This window comes from Pseudomonas putida, from assembly GCF_002025705.1.
Lineage (GTDB): Bacteria > Pseudomonadota > Gammaproteobacteria > Pseudomonadales > Pseudomonadaceae > Aquipseudomonas > Aquipseudomonas putida_J.
This window is the reverse complement of the sequence record NZ_CP018846.1, coordinates 1320681-1336545: the sequence shown is the minus strand read 5'-3', so window position 1 is coordinate 1336545 and position 15865 is coordinate 1320681. Positions and strand designations below refer to the sequence as shown.

At 62.7% G+C, this 15865-nt stretch carries 13 protein-coding genes and 6 tRNA genes; 2 read left to right on the top strand and 17 right to left on the bottom strand.

The window, feature by feature from the left end:
- Nucleotides 1-39 precede the first annotated feature (39 nt).
- The 6 genes from BUQ73_RS06170 to leuC all read right to left on the bottom strand — a co-directional run bounded on the left by BUQ73_RS06170 (nucleotide 40) and on the right by leuC (nucleotide 6569).
- Nucleotides 40-1044 (bottom strand): aspartate-semialdehyde dehydrogenase, encoded by a 1005-nt coding sequence (locus BUQ73_RS06170; protein WP_079227078.1) that lies wholly within the window; start codon nucleotides 1042-1044, stop codon nucleotides 40-42.
- Between the two features lie 252 nt (nucleotides 1045-1296).
- Nucleotides 1297-2409: an aspartate-semialdehyde dehydrogenase gene (asd, locus tag BUQ73_RS06165; RefSeq protein ID WP_079227077.1), complete on the bottom strand. Its 1113-nt coding sequence runs from the start codon at nucleotides 2407-2409 to the stop codon at nucleotides 1297-1299.
- Between the two features lie 63 nt (nucleotides 2410-2472).
- The gene (gene leuB, locus BUQ73_RS06160; RefSeq protein WP_027919152.1) at nucleotides 2473-3555 is read right to left on the bottom strand and encodes a 3-isopropylmalate dehydrogenase; all 1083 of its coding nucleotides are present in this window, start codon (nucleotides 3553-3555) and stop codon (nucleotides 2473-2475) included.
- A gap of 54 nt (nucleotides 3556-3609) precedes the next feature.
- Complete coding sequence (locus BUQ73_RS06155) at nucleotides 3610-4374, bottom strand: class I SAM-dependent methyltransferase (protein WP_079227076.1); 765 nt, start codon at nucleotides 4372-4374, stop codon at nucleotides 3610-3612.
- 120 nt (nucleotides 4375-4494) lie between these two features.
- Complete coding sequence (leuD, locus tag BUQ73_RS06150) at nucleotides 4495-5139, bottom strand: 3-isopropylmalate dehydratase small subunit (RefSeq protein ID WP_079227075.1); 645 nt, start codon at nucleotides 5137-5139, stop codon at nucleotides 4495-4497.
- Nucleotides 5136-6569: a 3-isopropylmalate dehydratase large subunit gene (leuC, locus tag BUQ73_RS06145; RefSeq protein WP_079227074.1), complete on the bottom strand. Its 1434-nt coding sequence runs from the start codon at nucleotides 6567-6569 to the stop codon at nucleotides 5136-5138. Before leuC ends, leuD begins: the two co-directional genes overlap by 4 nt.
- Nucleotides 6570-6700: 131 nt before the next feature.
- Here leuC and BUQ73_RS06140 point away from each other — a divergent pair, with 131 nt between their 5' ends.
- Both BUQ73_RS06140 and BUQ73_RS06135 read left to right on the top strand, forming a co-directional pair.
- Nucleotides 6701-7579 (top strand): LysR family transcriptional regulator, encoded by an 879-nt coding sequence (locus BUQ73_RS06140; protein WP_079227073.1) that lies wholly within the window; start codon nucleotides 6701-6703, stop codon nucleotides 7577-7579.
- 61 nt (nucleotides 7580-7640) lie between these two features.
- Nucleotides 7641-10937, top strand: coding sequence for a PAS domain S-box protein (locus tag BUQ73_RS06135; RefSeq protein WP_079227072.1), 3297 nt, complete (start codon nucleotides 7641-7643; stop codon nucleotides 10935-10937).
- A 48-nt stretch (nucleotides 10938-10985) separates the two neighbouring features.
- Here the strand turns inward: BUQ73_RS06135 and BUQ73_RS06130 are convergent, their stop codons facing one another.
- From BUQ73_RS06130 to BUQ73_RS06080, 11 genes are all read right to left on the bottom strand, one after another.
- Nucleotides 10986-11429 (bottom strand): Hsp20 family protein, encoded by a 444-nt coding sequence (locus tag BUQ73_RS06130; RefSeq protein ID WP_016392971.1) that lies wholly within the window; start codon nucleotides 11427-11429, stop codon nucleotides 10986-10988.
- Nucleotides 11430-11644: 215 nt separating this feature from the next.
- Entirely contained in the window at nucleotides 11645-12616 is a 972-nt protein-coding gene (locus tag BUQ73_RS06125) for a tRNA dihydrouridine synthase (protein ID WP_079227071.1), read from the bottom strand.
- A gap of 50 nt (nucleotides 12617-12666) precedes the next feature.
- The gene (locus tag BUQ73_RS06120; RefSeq protein ID WP_079227070.1) at nucleotides 12667-13101 is read right to left on the bottom strand and encodes an acyl-CoA thioesterase; all 435 of its coding nucleotides are present in this window, start codon (nucleotides 13099-13101) and stop codon (nucleotides 12667-12669) included.
- Between the two features lie 160 nt (nucleotides 13102-13261).
- Complete coding sequence (locus BUQ73_RS06115; protein ID WP_079227069.1) at nucleotides 13262-14095, bottom strand: alpha/beta hydrolase; 834 nt, start codon at nucleotides 14093-14095, stop codon at nucleotides 13262-13264.
- Nucleotides 14096-14119: 24 nt separating this feature from the next.
- The gene (locus BUQ73_RS06110; RefSeq protein ID WP_079227068.1) at nucleotides 14120-14659 is read right to left on the bottom strand and encodes a TetR/AcrR family transcriptional regulator; all 540 of its coding nucleotides are present in this window, start codon (nucleotides 14657-14659) and stop codon (nucleotides 14120-14122) included.
- A 173-nt stretch (nucleotides 14660-14832) separates the two neighbouring features.
- Nucleotides 14833-14908, bottom strand: a tRNA-Glu gene (locus BUQ73_RS06105).
- 42 nt (nucleotides 14909-14950) lie between these two features.
- A tRNA-Ala gene (locus tag BUQ73_RS06100) sits at nucleotides 14951-15026 on the bottom strand.
- 64 nt (nucleotides 15027-15090) lie between these two features.
- A tRNA-Glu gene (locus BUQ73_RS06095) sits at nucleotides 15091-15166 on the bottom strand.
- 42 nt (nucleotides 15167-15208) lie between these two features.
- Nucleotides 15209-15284: transfer RNA gene (locus tag BUQ73_RS06090), tRNA-Ala, on the bottom strand.
- 53 nt (nucleotides 15285-15337) lie between these two features.
- A tRNA-Glu gene (locus BUQ73_RS06085) sits at nucleotides 15338-15413 on the bottom strand.
- Between the two features lie 72 nt (nucleotides 15414-15485).
- Nucleotides 15486-15561 (bottom strand) — tRNA-Ala (locus BUQ73_RS06080).
- Nucleotides 15562-15865 lie beyond the last annotated feature (304 nt).

Sequence of the window (15865 nt, the reverse complement as noted above, 5' to 3'; positions counted from 1 at the left end):
CTGCGTGCGGCGCGGGACAAAAGTGCTCGCCAGTATCTTTTACGCCATGTGTTTAATCAACAATTGCGCCACCTGCACGGCGTTCAACGCAGCGCCCTTGCGCACATTGTCGGTGGTCAACCAGAGGTTGAGCTGCTGGTTTTCGTCAATTCCATGGCGTACACGACCAACATAGACCACGTCTTGGCCGACTGCGTCACCGACCGGGGTCGGATAATCATCGTTTTCCACCAGCTCGACGCTATCGGCATGTTCCAGTGCCTGGTTGACCTGCGCCAGATCGACCGGGTTGCGGCTCTGCACCGCCACACTGAAGCTATCGCCGAAAAACACCGGGACTTGAATGCAGCTCACGGAAATCTTCAGTTCCGGCAGCCCCAGCAGCACACGCAGCTCGCCAACCAGGCGGCGCTCCACGGCAGTATGGCCATGCTCGTCGACGGCGCCGACCTGGGCCAGCACGTTGAATGCCATCTGCCGATCAAAGAACCTTGGCTCCAGCGGGCGGGCATTGAGCAGCTCGGCGGTTTGCCTTGCCAGTTCGCTGACCGCCTCGCGACCTTGCGCAGAGACCGCCAGGGCGGCCATGACCTGCACCCGCTCGATGTCCAGTTGACCCTTGAGCGGTGCCAGGGCAACCGCCAAGGCAACAGCTGCGCAACTGGGGCTGGTGATGCGCGCCGGCAGTTTCAGTGTGGCAACGCTGTCACCATTGGCTTCCGGCACCACGGCCAGGGCATCTTCCAGGCCACCGGAAAGGTCGATGACCGTGCAACCGCCCTGCTCGGCCTTGCTGGCAAAGCTGCGGCTGACGGCCGCGCTGGCGGCGAAGAAGGCCAGCTTGACCTGGGCGAAATCGAAACTGTCGACCTCACGCACTTTGATCTTCTTGCCGGCGAACATCACGCTGCTGCCCGCCGATTCCATGCTGGCCAGCAGGTGCAGGGTGCCGACCGGGAAGGCCAGTTCTTCGAGGATCTGTACGAGGGTTTCACCAACGCTGCCGGTGGCGCCAACGATGGCGATGTCCAGGGGAGTGGTCATGGTAGAGATCCTTTTGCTGAAACGGCGGGGGCGGCACTTTACTTGGATTGTAGGCTTTTGTCTGTGCTGGCCTCTTCGCGGCGGTTCGACGCCTCGATGAACTCGCGCCTACAGGGAAATCACAGCGCCAGACGATCGCGCTTTATCTGTGGGAGCGGGTTTATCGAGGCGTCGAACCGCAGCGAAGAGGCCAGCACGGCATAAAAAAACCCGCGCTGTCACCAGCGCGGGTTTTCGGTGCAGCAAGAACGATCAACGCTCCAGCAGGATCCGCAGCATGCGGCGCAGCGGTTCGGCGGCGCCCCACAGCAGCTGGTCACCCACGGTGAACGCGCCCAGGTACTGGGAACCCATGTTCAGCTTGCGCAGGCGGCCAACCGGGATGTTCAGGGTGCCGGTAACCTTGGTCGGGGTCAGCTCTTGCATGCTGATCTCGCGCTGGTTTGGCACCAGTTTCACCCACGGGTTGTGCTGGCTGATCATGCCTTCGATGTCGGCCAGTGGCACATCCTTGTTCAGCTTGATGGTCAGCGCCTGGCTGTGGCAGCGCATGGCGCCGATGCGCACGCAGATACCGTCGACCGGAATCGGGCTCTTGAAGCGGCCGAGGATCTTGTTGGTCTCGGCCTGGGCCTTCCACTCTTCGCGGCTCTGCCCGTTCGGCAGCTCCTTGTCGATCCACGGGATCAGGCTACCGGCCAGCGGCACGCCGAAGTTCTCGGTCGGGAACGCTTCGCCGCGCATGGTTTCAGCCACCTTGCGGTCGATGTCGAGGATGGCGCTGGCCGGGTTGGCCAGGTCATCGGCAACGGCCGCATGGGTAGCGCCCATCTGCTTGATCAGCTCGCGCATGTTCTGCGCGCCGGCACCGGAGGCCGCCTGATAGGTCATGGCGCTCATCCACTCGACCAGGCCGGCTTCGAACAGGCCGCCCAGGCCCATCAGCATCAGGCTGACGGTGCAGTTGCCGCCGATGTAGTTCTTGGTACCGGCGTCGAGCTGCTGGTCGATGACCTTGCGGTTGACCGGGTCGAGGACGATGACCGCGTCATCCTGCATACGCAGCGACGAGGCGGCATCGATCCAGTAACCCTGCCAGCCGGCTTCACGCAGCTTGGGGAATACCTCGTTGGTGTAGTCGCCACCCTGACAGGTCAGGATCACGTCGAGGGTCTTGAGTTCTTCAATCGAATAAGCGTCCTTGAGCGGAGCAATATCCTTGCCCACGTTCGGACCTTGGCCACCCACGTTGGACGTGGTGAAGAACACTGGCTCGATAAGGTCGAAATCCTGCTCCTCCAGCATCCGCTGCATGAGCACGGAACCGACCATACCGCGCCAACCGATCAGACCTACACGTTTCATCGCAACTACACCTTTGCTAAAAGTGGGCCGCCACCTCGAATTTTTGGTGGCGGGCCAGAGAGATTACAGATTCCGCAACGCTGCGACTACTGCGTCGCCCATTTCCTGCGTGCCTACTTTGTCGCAGCCGGCCGACCAGATGTCACCGGTACGCAGGCCCTGGTCCAGCACGACGCTGACCGCCTTCTCGATCGCCTCGGCCGCCGCGTGCTGGTTGAAGCTGTAACGCAGCATCATCGACACCGACAGGATGGTCGCCAGCGGGTTGGCGATGCCCTGCCCGGCGATGTCCGGAGCCGAACCGTGGCAAGGCTCGTACATGCCCTTGTTGTTGGCATCCAGGGAGGCCGAAGGCAGCATGCCGATGGAACCCGTCAGCATGGAAGCTTCATCCGACAGGATGTCACCGAACATGTTGTCGGTCACTACCACATCGAACTGTTTCGGCGCCCGGACCAGCTGCATGGCGGCGTTGTCGACGTACATGTGGCTCAACTCGACGTCCGGGTAGTCCTTGGCCACGTCTTCGACCACTTCACGCCACAGCTGGCTGGAAGCCAGGACGTTGGCCTTGTCCACCGAGCACAGCTTCTTGCCACGCACGCGGGCCATGTCGAAACCGACACGGGCAATACGGCGCACTTCGCTCTCGCTGTACGGCAGGGTGTCGTAGGCCTGACGCTCGCCACCTTCCAGCTCGCGCTGGCCGCGCGGGGCACCGAAGTAGATGCCACCGGTCAGCTCACGGACGATGAGGATATCCAGGCCCGAGACGATTTCCGGCTTCAGCGAGGAAGCGTCGGCCAGTTGCGGGTAGAGGATGGCCGGGCGCAGGTTAGCGAACAGGCCCAGCTGCGAACGGATTTTCAGCAGGCCGCGCTCCGGGCGGATGTCACGCTCGATCTTGTCCCACTTCGGGCCACCCACGGCGCCCAGCAGCACGGCGTCGGCCTTGCGTGCACGGTCCAGGGTTTCATCGGCCAGCGGCACGCCGTGCTTGTCGATGGCGGCGCCGCCGATCACGTCATGCTCCAGGCTGAAGCCGAGCTGGAACTTGTCGTTGGCCAGCTCCAGTACCTTGACCGCCTCGGCCATGATTTCCGGGCCGATGCCATCACCTGGGAGAATCAGAATCTGCTTGCTCATGCTTTCCTCTATCCATTCACGCGGTGCGGCCAAGCGGGCCCCACCGAAAAGTTCTTATCGCTCGGCCCACAACACCAGCACATCGGTGCTGAACGAGCCATCGGCCTCGATCTGGTAATACTGCCGTACTTCTTCGCCCATGGCTTGCTGCAATTGGCGGATGGCAACGCGCATCGGCTCCGGGGTGCGCATGCGTTCGACCCAGCTGGCAAACTCCAGGCGCAATGGCTGGCGCGTGTGGCTGCGCACGTGCAGGCCGGCTTCGCTGACCTGGCGCTGCCATTCGGCTGCCGAGTAGTCGCGCACATGGCTGGTGTCACGCAACACTTCGACGGTCTGCAGGTAGGTGTCGAGCAACGGGCTGCCCGGCGACATCACATCGATGAATGCTGCCACGCCACCCGGCTTGAGCACCCGGCGCACTTCGCGCAGGGCCACGCCGAGGTCGCTCCAGTGGTGCGCCGAGTAGCGGCTGAAGACGAAGTCGAACGAAGCGTCGGCGAACGGCAGGCGTTCGGCGGCACCGCATTCGGTGGTGATATTGCCCAGGCCGCGCTCGCTGGCGGCACTGGCGACCACGTCGAGCATCGATTGCGAGAGGTCGTAGGCGACCACTTCGGCGACCAGAGGCGCGACGTGAAAACTGACATGGCCAGCACCGCAACCCAGGTCCAGCACGCGGGCACTGCCCTGCCCCGCCAGCTCGGCCTGCAGCAGGGCGAATTCGCTGCCCTGGGCGTGCACGGCGCTGCTGAGGTAGGCGCTGGCCTGTTCGCCGAACTGGCGCTGGACCACATCGGTGTGGGTGGTGCTGGTCATGGGTATCGATCCTTGGGTGGTGTGTTGCCTTCACCGGCCTTTCGCGGATGAATCCGCTCCTACAAGGATCACGCACGGTCTGTAGGAGCGGATTTATCCGCGATGAGGCCAGCCGCTCAATCAGGCATCCCGGAACAACCAGGGCTGCGCTGCACGGTGCTTCTGTTCAAAAACCTTGATCGCGTCGCTGTCCTGCAAGGTCAGGCCGATGTCGTCCAGGCCATTGAGCAGGCAGTGCTTGCGGAACGCGTCGATCTCGAAGTGCAGCACCTTGCCATCCGGGCGGGTCACCGCCTGCGCCTGCAGGTCGATGGTCAACTGGTAGCCCGGGTTGGCTTCGACCTGCTTGAACAACTCGTCGACTTCCTCGTCGCTGAGGATGATCGGCAGCAAGCCGTTCTTGAAGCTGTTGTTGAAGAAGATGTCAGCGAAGCTTGGCGCGATCACGCTACGGAAACCGTATTCGTCCAGCGCCCACGGTGCATGCTCACGGCTCGAACCGCAGCCAAAGTTTTCCCGCGCCAGCAGCACGCTGGCACCCTGGTAACGCGCGTGGTTGAGCACGAACTCCTGGTTCAGCGGGCGCTTGCTGTTGTCCTGGTACGGCTGACCGACATCCAGATAACGCCACTCGTCGAACAGGTTGGGGCCGAAGCCGGTGCGCTTGATCGACTTGAGGAACTGCTTGGGGATGATCTGGTCGGTGTCGACGTTGGCACGATCCAACGGCGCGACGAGACCGGTGTGCTGGGTAAAGGCTTTCATGCTGCGCTCCCTTGGATCAACTCGCGGACATCGATGAAGTGGCCGGTCACCGCGGCAGCGGCAGCCATGGCCGGGCTGACCAGGTGGGTACGGCCACCGGCGCCCTGGCGGCCCTCGAAGTTGCGGTTGGAGGTGGATGCGCAGTGCTCGCCGCTTTCCAGGCGGTCCGGGTTCATCGCCAGGCACATCGAGCAGCCAGGTTCACGCCATTCGAAGCCAGCTTCGAGGAAGATCTTGTCCAGGCCTTCACGTTCGGCCTGGGCCTTGACCAGGCCCGAGCCCGGCACCACCAGCGCCTGCTTGACCGTCGCGGCGACCTTGCGGCCCTTGGCGATTTCGGCGGCGGCGCGCAGGTCTTCGATGCGCGAGTTGGTGCACGAACCGATGAATACGCGGTCGAGCTTGATGTCGGTGATCGCCTGGTTGGCAGCGAGGCCCATGTACTTGAGGGCGCGCTCGATCGAACCACGCTTGATCAGGTCTGGCTCGGCGGCCGGGTCCGGCACGCGCTGATCCACGGCCAGCACCATCTCCGGCGAAGTACCCCAGCTGACTTGTGGCTTGATTTGCGCAGCGTCGAGCTCGACTACGGTGTCGAATACGGCATCGTCGTCGGAAACCAGGTCTTTCCACGCCTCGACGGCACGCTTCCAGTCCTCGCCTTTCGGCGCATACGGGCGGCCTTCAACGTAGGCAACGGTGGTGGCGTCGGTCGCCACCAGGCCCACACGGGCACCGGCTTCGATGGACATGTTGCAGATGGTCATGCGGCCTTCCATCGACAACTCGCGGATGGCGCTGCCGGCGAATTCCATGGCATGGCCGTTACCACCGGCGGTGCCGATCTTGCCGATCACGGCAAGGACGATGTCCTTGGCGGTGACGCCGGCCGGCAATTGGCCTTCGACACGCACCAGCATGTTCTTCATCTTCTTGGCGACCAGGCACTGGGTAGCGAGCACGTGCTCGACCTCAGAAGTGCCGATGCCATGGGCCAAGGCACCGAAAGCGCCGTGGGTGGAGGTGTGCGAGTCACCGCAGACCACGGTCATGCCCGGCAAGGTGGCACCCTGCTCCGGGCTGATGACGTGGACGATGCCCTGGCGCTCGTCGTTCATCTTGAATTCGACGATGCCATATTCGTCACAGTTCTCATCGAGGGTCTGCACCTGCAGGCGCGACACCTGGTCGGCGATGGCTTCGATGCCGCCCTTGCGCTCTGGCGTGGTCGGCACGTTGTGGTCCGGAGTGGCGATGTTGGCATCGATGCGCCACGGCTTGCGATTGGCCAGGCGCAGGCCTTCGAAGGCCTGGGGCGACGTCACTTCGTGAATGATATGGCGGTCGATGTAGATCAAGGACGAGCCGTCATCACGGCGCTTGACCTCATGGGCTTCCCAGAGTTTGTCGTAGAGCGTTTTGCCAGCCATCAGACTGTTCCTCATCAGCGTCTTTCTATGCCAAAGACCCCTTGGCTTGTACGGACGATGCTATGGGGTTAGATTGAATAACTCAAATTCATAATTTTTATGCTTTGGATAACCAAAAGGAATCCGAAATCATGGACCTCGCCAACCTCAGCGCATTCATCGCGATTGCCGAAACCGGCAGCTTTTCTGGCGCTGGCGAGCGCCTGTTCCTCACCCAGCCAGCGATCAGCAAACGCATCGCCGGGCTCGAGCAGCAACTCGACGTGCGCCTGTTCGACCGCCTCGGTCGCGAAGTGACCTTGACTGAAGCCGGCCGCGCCCTGCTGCCGCGCGCCTACCAGATCCTCAACGTCCTTGATGATACCCGAAGGGCACTGACCAATTTGACGGGGGAAGTGAGCGGTCGCCTCACGCTAGCCACCAGCCACCATATCGGATTGCACCGCTTGCCCCCGCTTTTGCGGGCTTTTACCCGGCAGTACCCGGCCGTGGCGTTGGATATTCAGTTCATGGATTCGGAACAGGCCTACGATGAAATCCTCCATGGCCGCGCTGAAATTGCCGTGATCACCCTCGCCCCCGAGCCTCACCACCTGGTCAAGGCCGTAGCCGTGTGGGACGACGCCCTGGATTTCGTGGCAGCGCCCGAGCATCCGCTGGCCAGCAACCACGCTGTCAGCCTGGCCGACGTGGCCCGCCACCCGGCCGTCTTCCCCGGCGGCAACACCTTCACCCACCACATTGTCCAGCGCCTGTTCGAAAGCCAGGGCCTGACGCCGAACATCGCCATGAGCACCAACTACCTGGAGACCATCAAGATGATGGTATCGATCGGCCTGGCCTGGAGCGTGCTGCCCCGGACTATGCTGGATGATCAGGTTGCACCCATCGCCTTGCCCGGCATACAGCTGTCGCGCCAGCTAGGCTACATTCTGCACACGGAGCGCACGCTATCGAACGCTGCAAGGGCCTTCATGGCCCTGCTCGACAGCCACGCAGGGTCCGCCTGACCGGTCGTCAGCTCGGCATTTCCAACTCATGGACGCGTCAAACGCCAAAGGTCTGGTACCAATGCCCAAATCAGCAAATCGCTTTCCGCGCCTGCCGCGCATCCCTGCGGCCGACCCTCAGGAATCGGAACAGGCCTGGCAGAACGCCCCGCAACTGCTGGCCGCGCTCAATGGCGCCCGCCTGGGCGCCTGGCTGTGGGACATTGACACCGGCCGGATCAGCTGGTCACGGGGCACCCAGGCGCTGTTCGGCTTTGACCCGCAACGACCGCTACCCAACGACATCGACTACCTCGACCTGCTGCCAGAAGAAGACCGCGCCCGTACCCGCCAGCTGTTCCACGCAGTGGTCAATGGCGAACCGGTAGAACAAGCCATGCGCCATCGCATCCGCTGGCCGGACGGCAGCCTGCACTGGCTGGAGATCAACGGCAGCCTGACCCACGACCGCCATGGCCGCAGGCAGATGATCGGGGTGATCCGCGAAATCACCCGCCAGCGCGAACGGGAAACCGCGCTGATCAACTCGGAAAAGCGCTTCGCCACGCTATTTCACCTGAGCCCCAACGCGATTTTGCTGAGCCGCCGCCAGGACGGCATGATCATCGAGGTCAACCAGCACTTCGAGGACATGTTCGGCTGGCCCGGTGGCCAGGTAATCGGCAAGACCAGCATCGAACTGGGCCTGTGGGTCAATCCCGAACAGCGTCACCAGGTCATCGAAGCAACCCGCGGCACCCAGGGCCCGGCGACCATGGAGGTGCAGTTCCGCGCCAGCACCGGCAAACTCCACGATGGCATTCTGTGCACCCAGAGCATCGAAATGGAGGGCGTCACTTACCTGATCAGTACCTTCGTCGACACCACCGAACGCAAACGTGCCGAGCAGGCCCTCAAGGACAGCCAGGAACGCCTGGACCTGGCACTGGATTCCGCGCAGCTGGGCACCTGGGACTGGCACATCCCGAGCGGGATGCTCTACGGCTCGGCCCGCGCCGCGCAACTGCACGGGCTGGACCCGGTGCCGTTCCACGAGTCGTTCGACTCGTTCTTCGAAGGTGTGCCGGAGCTCGAGCGTGCCAGCATGCGCCAGGCCTACCGCAGCCTGCGCGAAGGCCCGGCCGGCAACTACCAGATCACCTACCGGGTACAGCTGGAAAATGGCACCTCACGCTACATCGAAAGCCGTGCACGCCTCTATCGCGATGACCAAGGCAACCCGTTGCGCATGGCCGGCACCTTGCTCGATATCACCGAGCAGGTAGAACGTGAACAGCGCCTGAGCGCCTCAGAAGAAAAATTCGCCAGCCTGTTCCAGGTCAGCCCCGACCCGATCTGCGTAACCCGCCAGGACACCGGCCAGTTCATCGAGATCAACCCGGCCTTCACCCAGACCTTCGGCTGGAATGCCGAACAGGTGATCGGCCGCACCGCCGAAGAGATTGGCCTGTGGGCCGAATCGATCGAACGCGCCCAGCGCATCGAGCGGGTGATCCGCGAACAGGCGCTGAGCAATGTCGCGGTGGTGGTCAACCACCGCAATGGCTCGCCACTGACGTGTGTAATTGCCAGCCGCCTGATCACCGTCGACGACCAGCCCTGCAGCGTCACCACCTTGCGCGACATCACCCAGCAGCAACGTGCCGAGGCGGCGCTCAAGTCCAGCGAAGAGAAGTTCGCCAAGGCCTTCCATTCCAGCCCCGACGCCATCACCATCACCGAACGCCGCAGCGGCCGCTACCTGGAAGTCAACGACGGCTTCTGCCGGCTGACCGGCTACAGCGCCGGCGAAGTGATCGGCCGCAGTGTCTACGAAATCGGCATCTGGGCCGATGACAAGCAGCGCGGCGCCCTGCTTAGCGAGCTCAAGGAGCGTGGCCGGGTGCACCACCGGGAGATGCTTGGGCGCAACAAGCGTGGCGACATCCTCACCGTCGAGGTGTCGGTGGAGCCGATCAGCCTCAACGAGGTCGACTGCCTGTTGCTGACCGCCCGCGATGTCAGCCAGCTGAAGAACGCCCAGGCGCAGATCCGCCACCTCGCCTACCACGACCCACTGACCAACCTGCCCAACCGCGCCTTGCTGATGGACCGCCTGAGCCAGCAGATCGCCCTGCTGCGCCGGCACAACCTGCGTGGCGCGCTGCTGTTCCTCGACCTGGACCACTTCAAGCACATCAACGACTCGCTCGGGCACCCGGTGGGCGACACCGTGCTGAAGATCATCACCGCACGCCTTGAAGCCAGCGTGCGCCTCGAAGACACCGTGGCGCGCCTGGGTGGCGACGAGTTCGTGGTGCTGCTCAGCGGCCTGGAAGGCAGCCGCGAAGCGGTGGAAGCCAAAGTCCGCGAGCTGGCCGATACCCTGCGCGAGCTGCTGGCCGAACCGATGTCGCTGGACGGCCAGCGCCTGCAGGTGACGCCGAGCATTGGTGTGGCGCTGATCCCCGACCATGGCGCGACCCCGGCCGATCTGCTCAAGCGCGCCGACATCGCCCTGTACCGGGCCAAGGATTCCGGGCGCAACACCACCCAGCTGTTCCACACCACCATGCAGAAGGCCGCCAGCGAGCGCCTGCGCATGGAAAGCGACCTGCGCCTGGCCCTGGCCCGCGGCGAGCTGGCCTTGCATTTCCAACCTCAGGTCGACGCCCGCGACAATCGCATCGTCGGCGCCGAAGTGCTGCTGCGCTGGCACCATCCGCAACTTGGCCAGCAACCTCCCTCGCAATTCATCCAGGTACTTGAAGAAAGCGGCCTGATTCTGGAAGTTGGCAGCTGGATCCTCGACGAAGCCTGCGACGCCTGCGCGCGCATGCTGGAAGACCGCCTGATTGATGCCGATGATTTCAGCCTGTGCGTGAACATCAGCCCGCGGCAGTTCCGTCAGAATGATTTTGTCGAGCGGGTGCTGCGCAGCCTCGACGACTACCACCTGCCGCGGCAGATGCTGAAGCTGGAAATCACCGAGGGCATCGTCATCCAGAACCTAGAAGACACCATCAGCAAGATGCGCGAGCTCAAGCGCTATGGTGTGAGCTTTGCCATGGACGACTTCGGCACAGGCTATTCCTCGCTGACCTACCTCAAGCGCCTGCCGGTGGACGCGCTGAAAATCGACCAGACCTTCGTCCGCGACGCCCCGGAAGACCCCAATGATGCCGAAATTGTCCGCGCCATCGTGGCCATGGCCCGCAGCCTTGACCTGGCAGTGATCGCCGAAGGGGTAGAGCTGACCGAGCAACTGGCGTTCCTCGAACGCCTGGGCTGCCACCTGTATCAAGGCTACCTGCACAGCCGGCCACTGCCGCTGCCGGAATTCCGGCAGATGTTGCTGGAGGCGCCGGCGGATTACTGAAACGAAAAAAGGGCACCCGAAGGTGCCCTTTCTATCAGCCCGCCTGAATCAGTTCAGTGCAGGCTTGTCGCCATTGATCGGGATGCGCTTGGCCTTGGCTTCTTCCGGCACGATGCGCAGCAGGTCGATGCTGAGCAGGCCGTTGGCCAGGCCCGCCGACTTGACCTCGATATGGTCCGCCAGACGGAACGACAGTTTGAAGGCGCGCTGGGCAATACCCTGGTGCAGGTAGGTCACTTCAGCGGCGCCGTTTTCGCGCTTGCCACCGATCACGGTCAGGACGCCTTTTTCGACCTGCAGGTCGAGGTCCTGTTCTTGGAAACCGGCTGCGGCAACCACGATGCGGTAGTGGTCATCGCCATGTTTTTCAACGTTGTAGGGAGGGTAGCTGCTACCCGCCTCATTGCGTGCCGCGGATTCGAACAGGTCGTTGAAACGGTCGAAGCCAACGGAATGGCGGAACAGTGGAGCGAGAGAGAAAGCGCTGGTCATGGTCATAAACTCCTGAAATTCAGCAAGTAGGTCATTACGCGACCCGACTTCGGCATCGCGTACTCAAGAGATATGGCCTGCGGAAAAGCTTTCAAGGGGAAGGGTAAAAAAATCCGAAATCAGCTTCGGGCTTTATGGCCTCTTCGCGGCTAAAGCCGCTCCAACAGGTTCTGCGCTGCCCATGTAGGAGCGGCTTTAGCCGCGAAGAGGCCGGGTCAGGCAACACATGCCTCGAAGGATGTAGCTTCAACCCCAAGCAACCGGCTGATACGGGCGCAATCATCTTCACGGCGTAACTCGGCAAACAGCACTACCGCCTCGGGATAACTGCGGGTCATCATCGCCAGCCACTGCTTCAATCGCCCTGGCGCATAGCGCGGCGACAGCTTGGCCTGGGCCTGGCGCCAGAACTCGCGCAACAACGGCAGCAGCTCACTCCAGCTCATCGGCTGGTATTCGCGCCCATCCCGTGCCGCGGCGATCTGCAAGGCCAGGTCCGGCCGTGACACCAACCCGCGCCCCAGCATGATGTCTTCGGCACCGCTGACCTCGCGGCACCGCCGCCAGTCGTCAACGGTCCAGATCTCACCATTGGCAAATACCGGCACCTGGACCACATCCTGCACCCGCGCCACCCACTCCCAATGGGCAGGCGGCTTGTAGCCTTCCACCTTGGTCCGCGCATGCACCACCAAGTGCGCCGAACCGCCCTCGGCCAAGGCCGTGGCACAGTCCAGCGCGCCGTCCGGGCTGTCGAAGCCCAAGCGCATCTTGGAAGTCACCGGGATGTGCGCCGGCACCGCGCGGCGCACTTCACGCACGATGGCATGCAACAGCTCCGGCTCCTTGAGCAACACCGCACCGCCACGCGACTTGTTCACAGTCTTGGCCGGGCAGCCGAAGTTCAGGTCGATGACCGGCGCACCCAGTTCGCACGCCAAGGCGGCGTTTTCCGCCAGGCATACCGGGTCAGAACCCAGCAACTGCACGCGCATTGGCACGCCGGCCGCCGTGCGCGCACCCTGGCGCAGCTCAGGGGCGAGCTTGTCGAACGAGGATGCCGGCAGCAGGCGGTCGCACACACGGATGAACTCGGTGACGCACCAATCGATGCCGCCCACTCGGGTCAGGACGTCGCGCAGGATGTTGTCGACCAGCCCCTCCATGGGGGCCAGGGCAATTTGCATGTCTGGGTCTCGGCGGAAAAGGCGGCAGTCTAGCAAAAAAAGCCGCTGCTTCAGCTACCGATCAGCGCTGGACCGTAACCGTCGAGGAACTCAGCCGGCATGCGCTTGGGCTTGCCGCTGGACAATTCGATACAGGCAAAGGTGGTCTGCGCACGCAGCAAGGTCACGCCGTCGCGTGGGCGCTTGAGCTGGAAGCGCCGGGTCATGCGCAGGCGCTTGTCCCAGTCGATGATCCAGGTGCCCAGTTGCAATTCATCGTCCTCGTAACCTGCGGCAAGGTAGTCGATTTCGTGGCGCACCACCGCCATGGCCCGGTCCAGGCGCCGGTATTCGGCCAGGTCCAGACCCAGGCGCTGGGAGTGGCGCCAGGCGCAGCGCTCCAGCCAGGTAACGTAGACCGCGTTGTTGGCGTGACCGAGGCCGTCGATATCCTCGCTGCCGACGCGCAGGTCGATGATGAATGGCGTTGCCAGGTCCCAGCTCATGCCCGCTCCTGTGGTTCAATTCAGAATTGCTGGGGGCGCCTTGCGCCCCTTTCGCGACACAAGGCCGCTCCTACAGAGAATTACGTCTCCTGTAGGAGCGGCCTTGTGTCGCGAAAGGGCTGCGCAGCAGCCCCAGAATTTGCCCGAGTGTAACGGATGTTCAAGCACTCTGCCGCGCCGGCGCAGCTGCGCGAGCAAGCAATTCGAGCACCGCTTCGCTCAACTGCGGGTCGGCCAGCACGCGCTGGTGGCCACCCTCTTCCAACAGCATCAGCCGGCTGTCGAACCAGGCCTTGTGGATGACCTGCGCCTCGCCGGCAGGCACCAGCGCGTCATCAGCGGCATGCACCACCAAGCCCGGCAGCTCCAGCTGATAGCCACTGACATCGAGGCGGGCAATCTGCATGCCGACGTCGTGTTCGACCTGGCGAATGAAGGCCGCCCTTGCGCGCGCCGGCAAGCCCAGACGATGGGCAAAACCACGCAGCACACCAAGCAACTGCGCTGGCGCCGCAATGCTCACTGCGGCTTCGGCACGCAGCCCCATCTGCAGCGCCAGCAGCACGCTGGCACCGCCCATGGAATGACCGATCACGGCTCGCAGTGGCGGCAGCTCGGCCGCCGCCTCCAGCAGCGCCCGCGCAAACAGCACCACATGCGCCTGCTGGCCGGGCGAGCGGCCATGGGCCGGGCCTTCCAGCGACACCACTGTATGCCCGGCCTGCACCAGGGTTTCGATCAACGCCGCAAACTGGGTGGGGCGCCCTTCCCAGCCATGCATCAACAACACCGTTGGCCCCTTGCCCCAGCGCAAGGCCGACAGGCCGAAGCGCAAGGTGATGCGCTCGGCGCTGGCCAGCAGCGGCAGCTCCCATTGCCGGGGCGGCAAGTTGCGCGGGGTCATGAAGGCACGGCGCATCTTGCCGGCAATGTGCTCGGGGGCCAGCCGGCCCAGGGTGCCATTCACGCCACGAATCCAGTTCAGGGTAGTCATCGCCTTGCTCCAGGATCAGAGGTATCAGAGAACTGCCGACTTGGCGGCACGCAGAATGCGGTCGGACAACTCACCTGGGCCCAAGGCACGTGCCAGGGCCAGGCCACCGATCATCAAGGCCAGGTCGGCCAAGGCTTTGTCGGCGTCTTCCGGGCGGTCGACCATGGCCGCCGTCATCAGCTCGATATGCTCGGCCAGTACCTCGCGAAAGGCTTCGGGCAGGCGCTGCATCTCGCCGAGCGAGTTGGGCAACGGGCAGGCATGCACTTCGGCGTCGCGGTGCTTGCGCGACAGGTAGAAGGCGCTCACCAGGGCACGACGACCTTCCCCATCCAGGCTTGGATCGACCTGGGCGAGCAAGGCACGACGCTCGTTCAGCAACTGGCGGAAGGCCTCGAGCATGAGCTCGTCCTTACTCTCGAAGTGCGCATAGAACCCGCCTACGGTCAGGCCTGCCGCACCCATCACCTGGCTGACACTCGGCTCGGCAGGGCCATGCTGGATCAATGCGCTGCGGGCTGCTTCGAGGATGCGTTCGCGGGTCTTGCTCTTCTTGTCACTCATTAGCCGGCTCGCCGATAAAAATATGATGATCGAAATATTATTCTCATCATATTTTTTGGCAAGCGAAATCTGCTGCCGCTTATCGGCGCCAGAGTTTTAGGGAGGGGAGAAAAACAAAAGGCCCATTCAATAAGCGAATGAGCCTTTAAAGTCCCGCAAAACGCGGGTAAAAATGGCGTCCCCTAGGGGACTCGAACCCCTGTTACCGCCGTGAAAGGGCGGTGTCCTAGGCCACTAGACGAAGGGGACGTAACCTTCGCGAAGATTCGACGCATCGAACCCTGGCAGAAATGGTGGAGCTAAGCGGGATCGAACCGCTGACCTCCTGCATGCCATGCAGGCGCTCTCCCAGCTGAGCTATAGCCCCGAAACAAAAGACTCATCCAATATACGAATGAGCCTTTTAAAGTCCCGCAAAACGCGGGTAAAAGTGGCGTCCCCTAGGGGACTCGAACCCCTGTTACCGCCGTGAAAGGGCGGTGTCCTAGGCCACTAGACGAAGGGGACGTAACCTTCGTGCCGACCCGCTTTCGCGAATCGCGGCAAAATTGGTGGAGCTAAGCGGGATCGAACCGCTGACCTCCTGCATGCCATGCAGGCGCTCTCCCAGCTGAGCTATAGCCCCGGATTTCTAGCCTCTCGGCCCAGCGACATCCTGAAACATCGCTTGTGCAAAACTGGCGTCCCCTAGGGGACTCGAACCCCTGTTACCGCCGTGAAAGGGCGGTGTCCTAGGCCACTAGACGAAGGGGACGAACCTTCTTACCTTCAAGACCCGGTTGCTGGACCCGGTCTTGCTTGACAGCCTTGGCTGTCAAACGGAATTTGGTGGAGCTAAGCGGGATCGAACCGCTGACCTCCTGCATGCCATGCAGGCGCTCTCCCAGCTGAGCTATAGCCCCACAATGTCGCTCTGAACAGAAGCGCTGGCTGGGTGCCTGGCGTTTCGTTTTCGTTCATCGCTGTGGACGGGGCGCATATTAAGATCGGATTGCACAGCTGTCAAACTAAATTTTGAAAAAAATCGAAATTTTTTTCACAGATAACAATCACTTACCGCCCTGCCCTAGTAAAACCGGTTGTTCTGCCTTGCGGTAACCGCTGTGGGAGCGGCCTTGTGTCGCGAAAGGACCGCCACGCGGTCCCACGAATTCAACTTCAACGCAAATTTCGCTGGGGCCGCGTGGCGGCCCTTTCGCGACACAA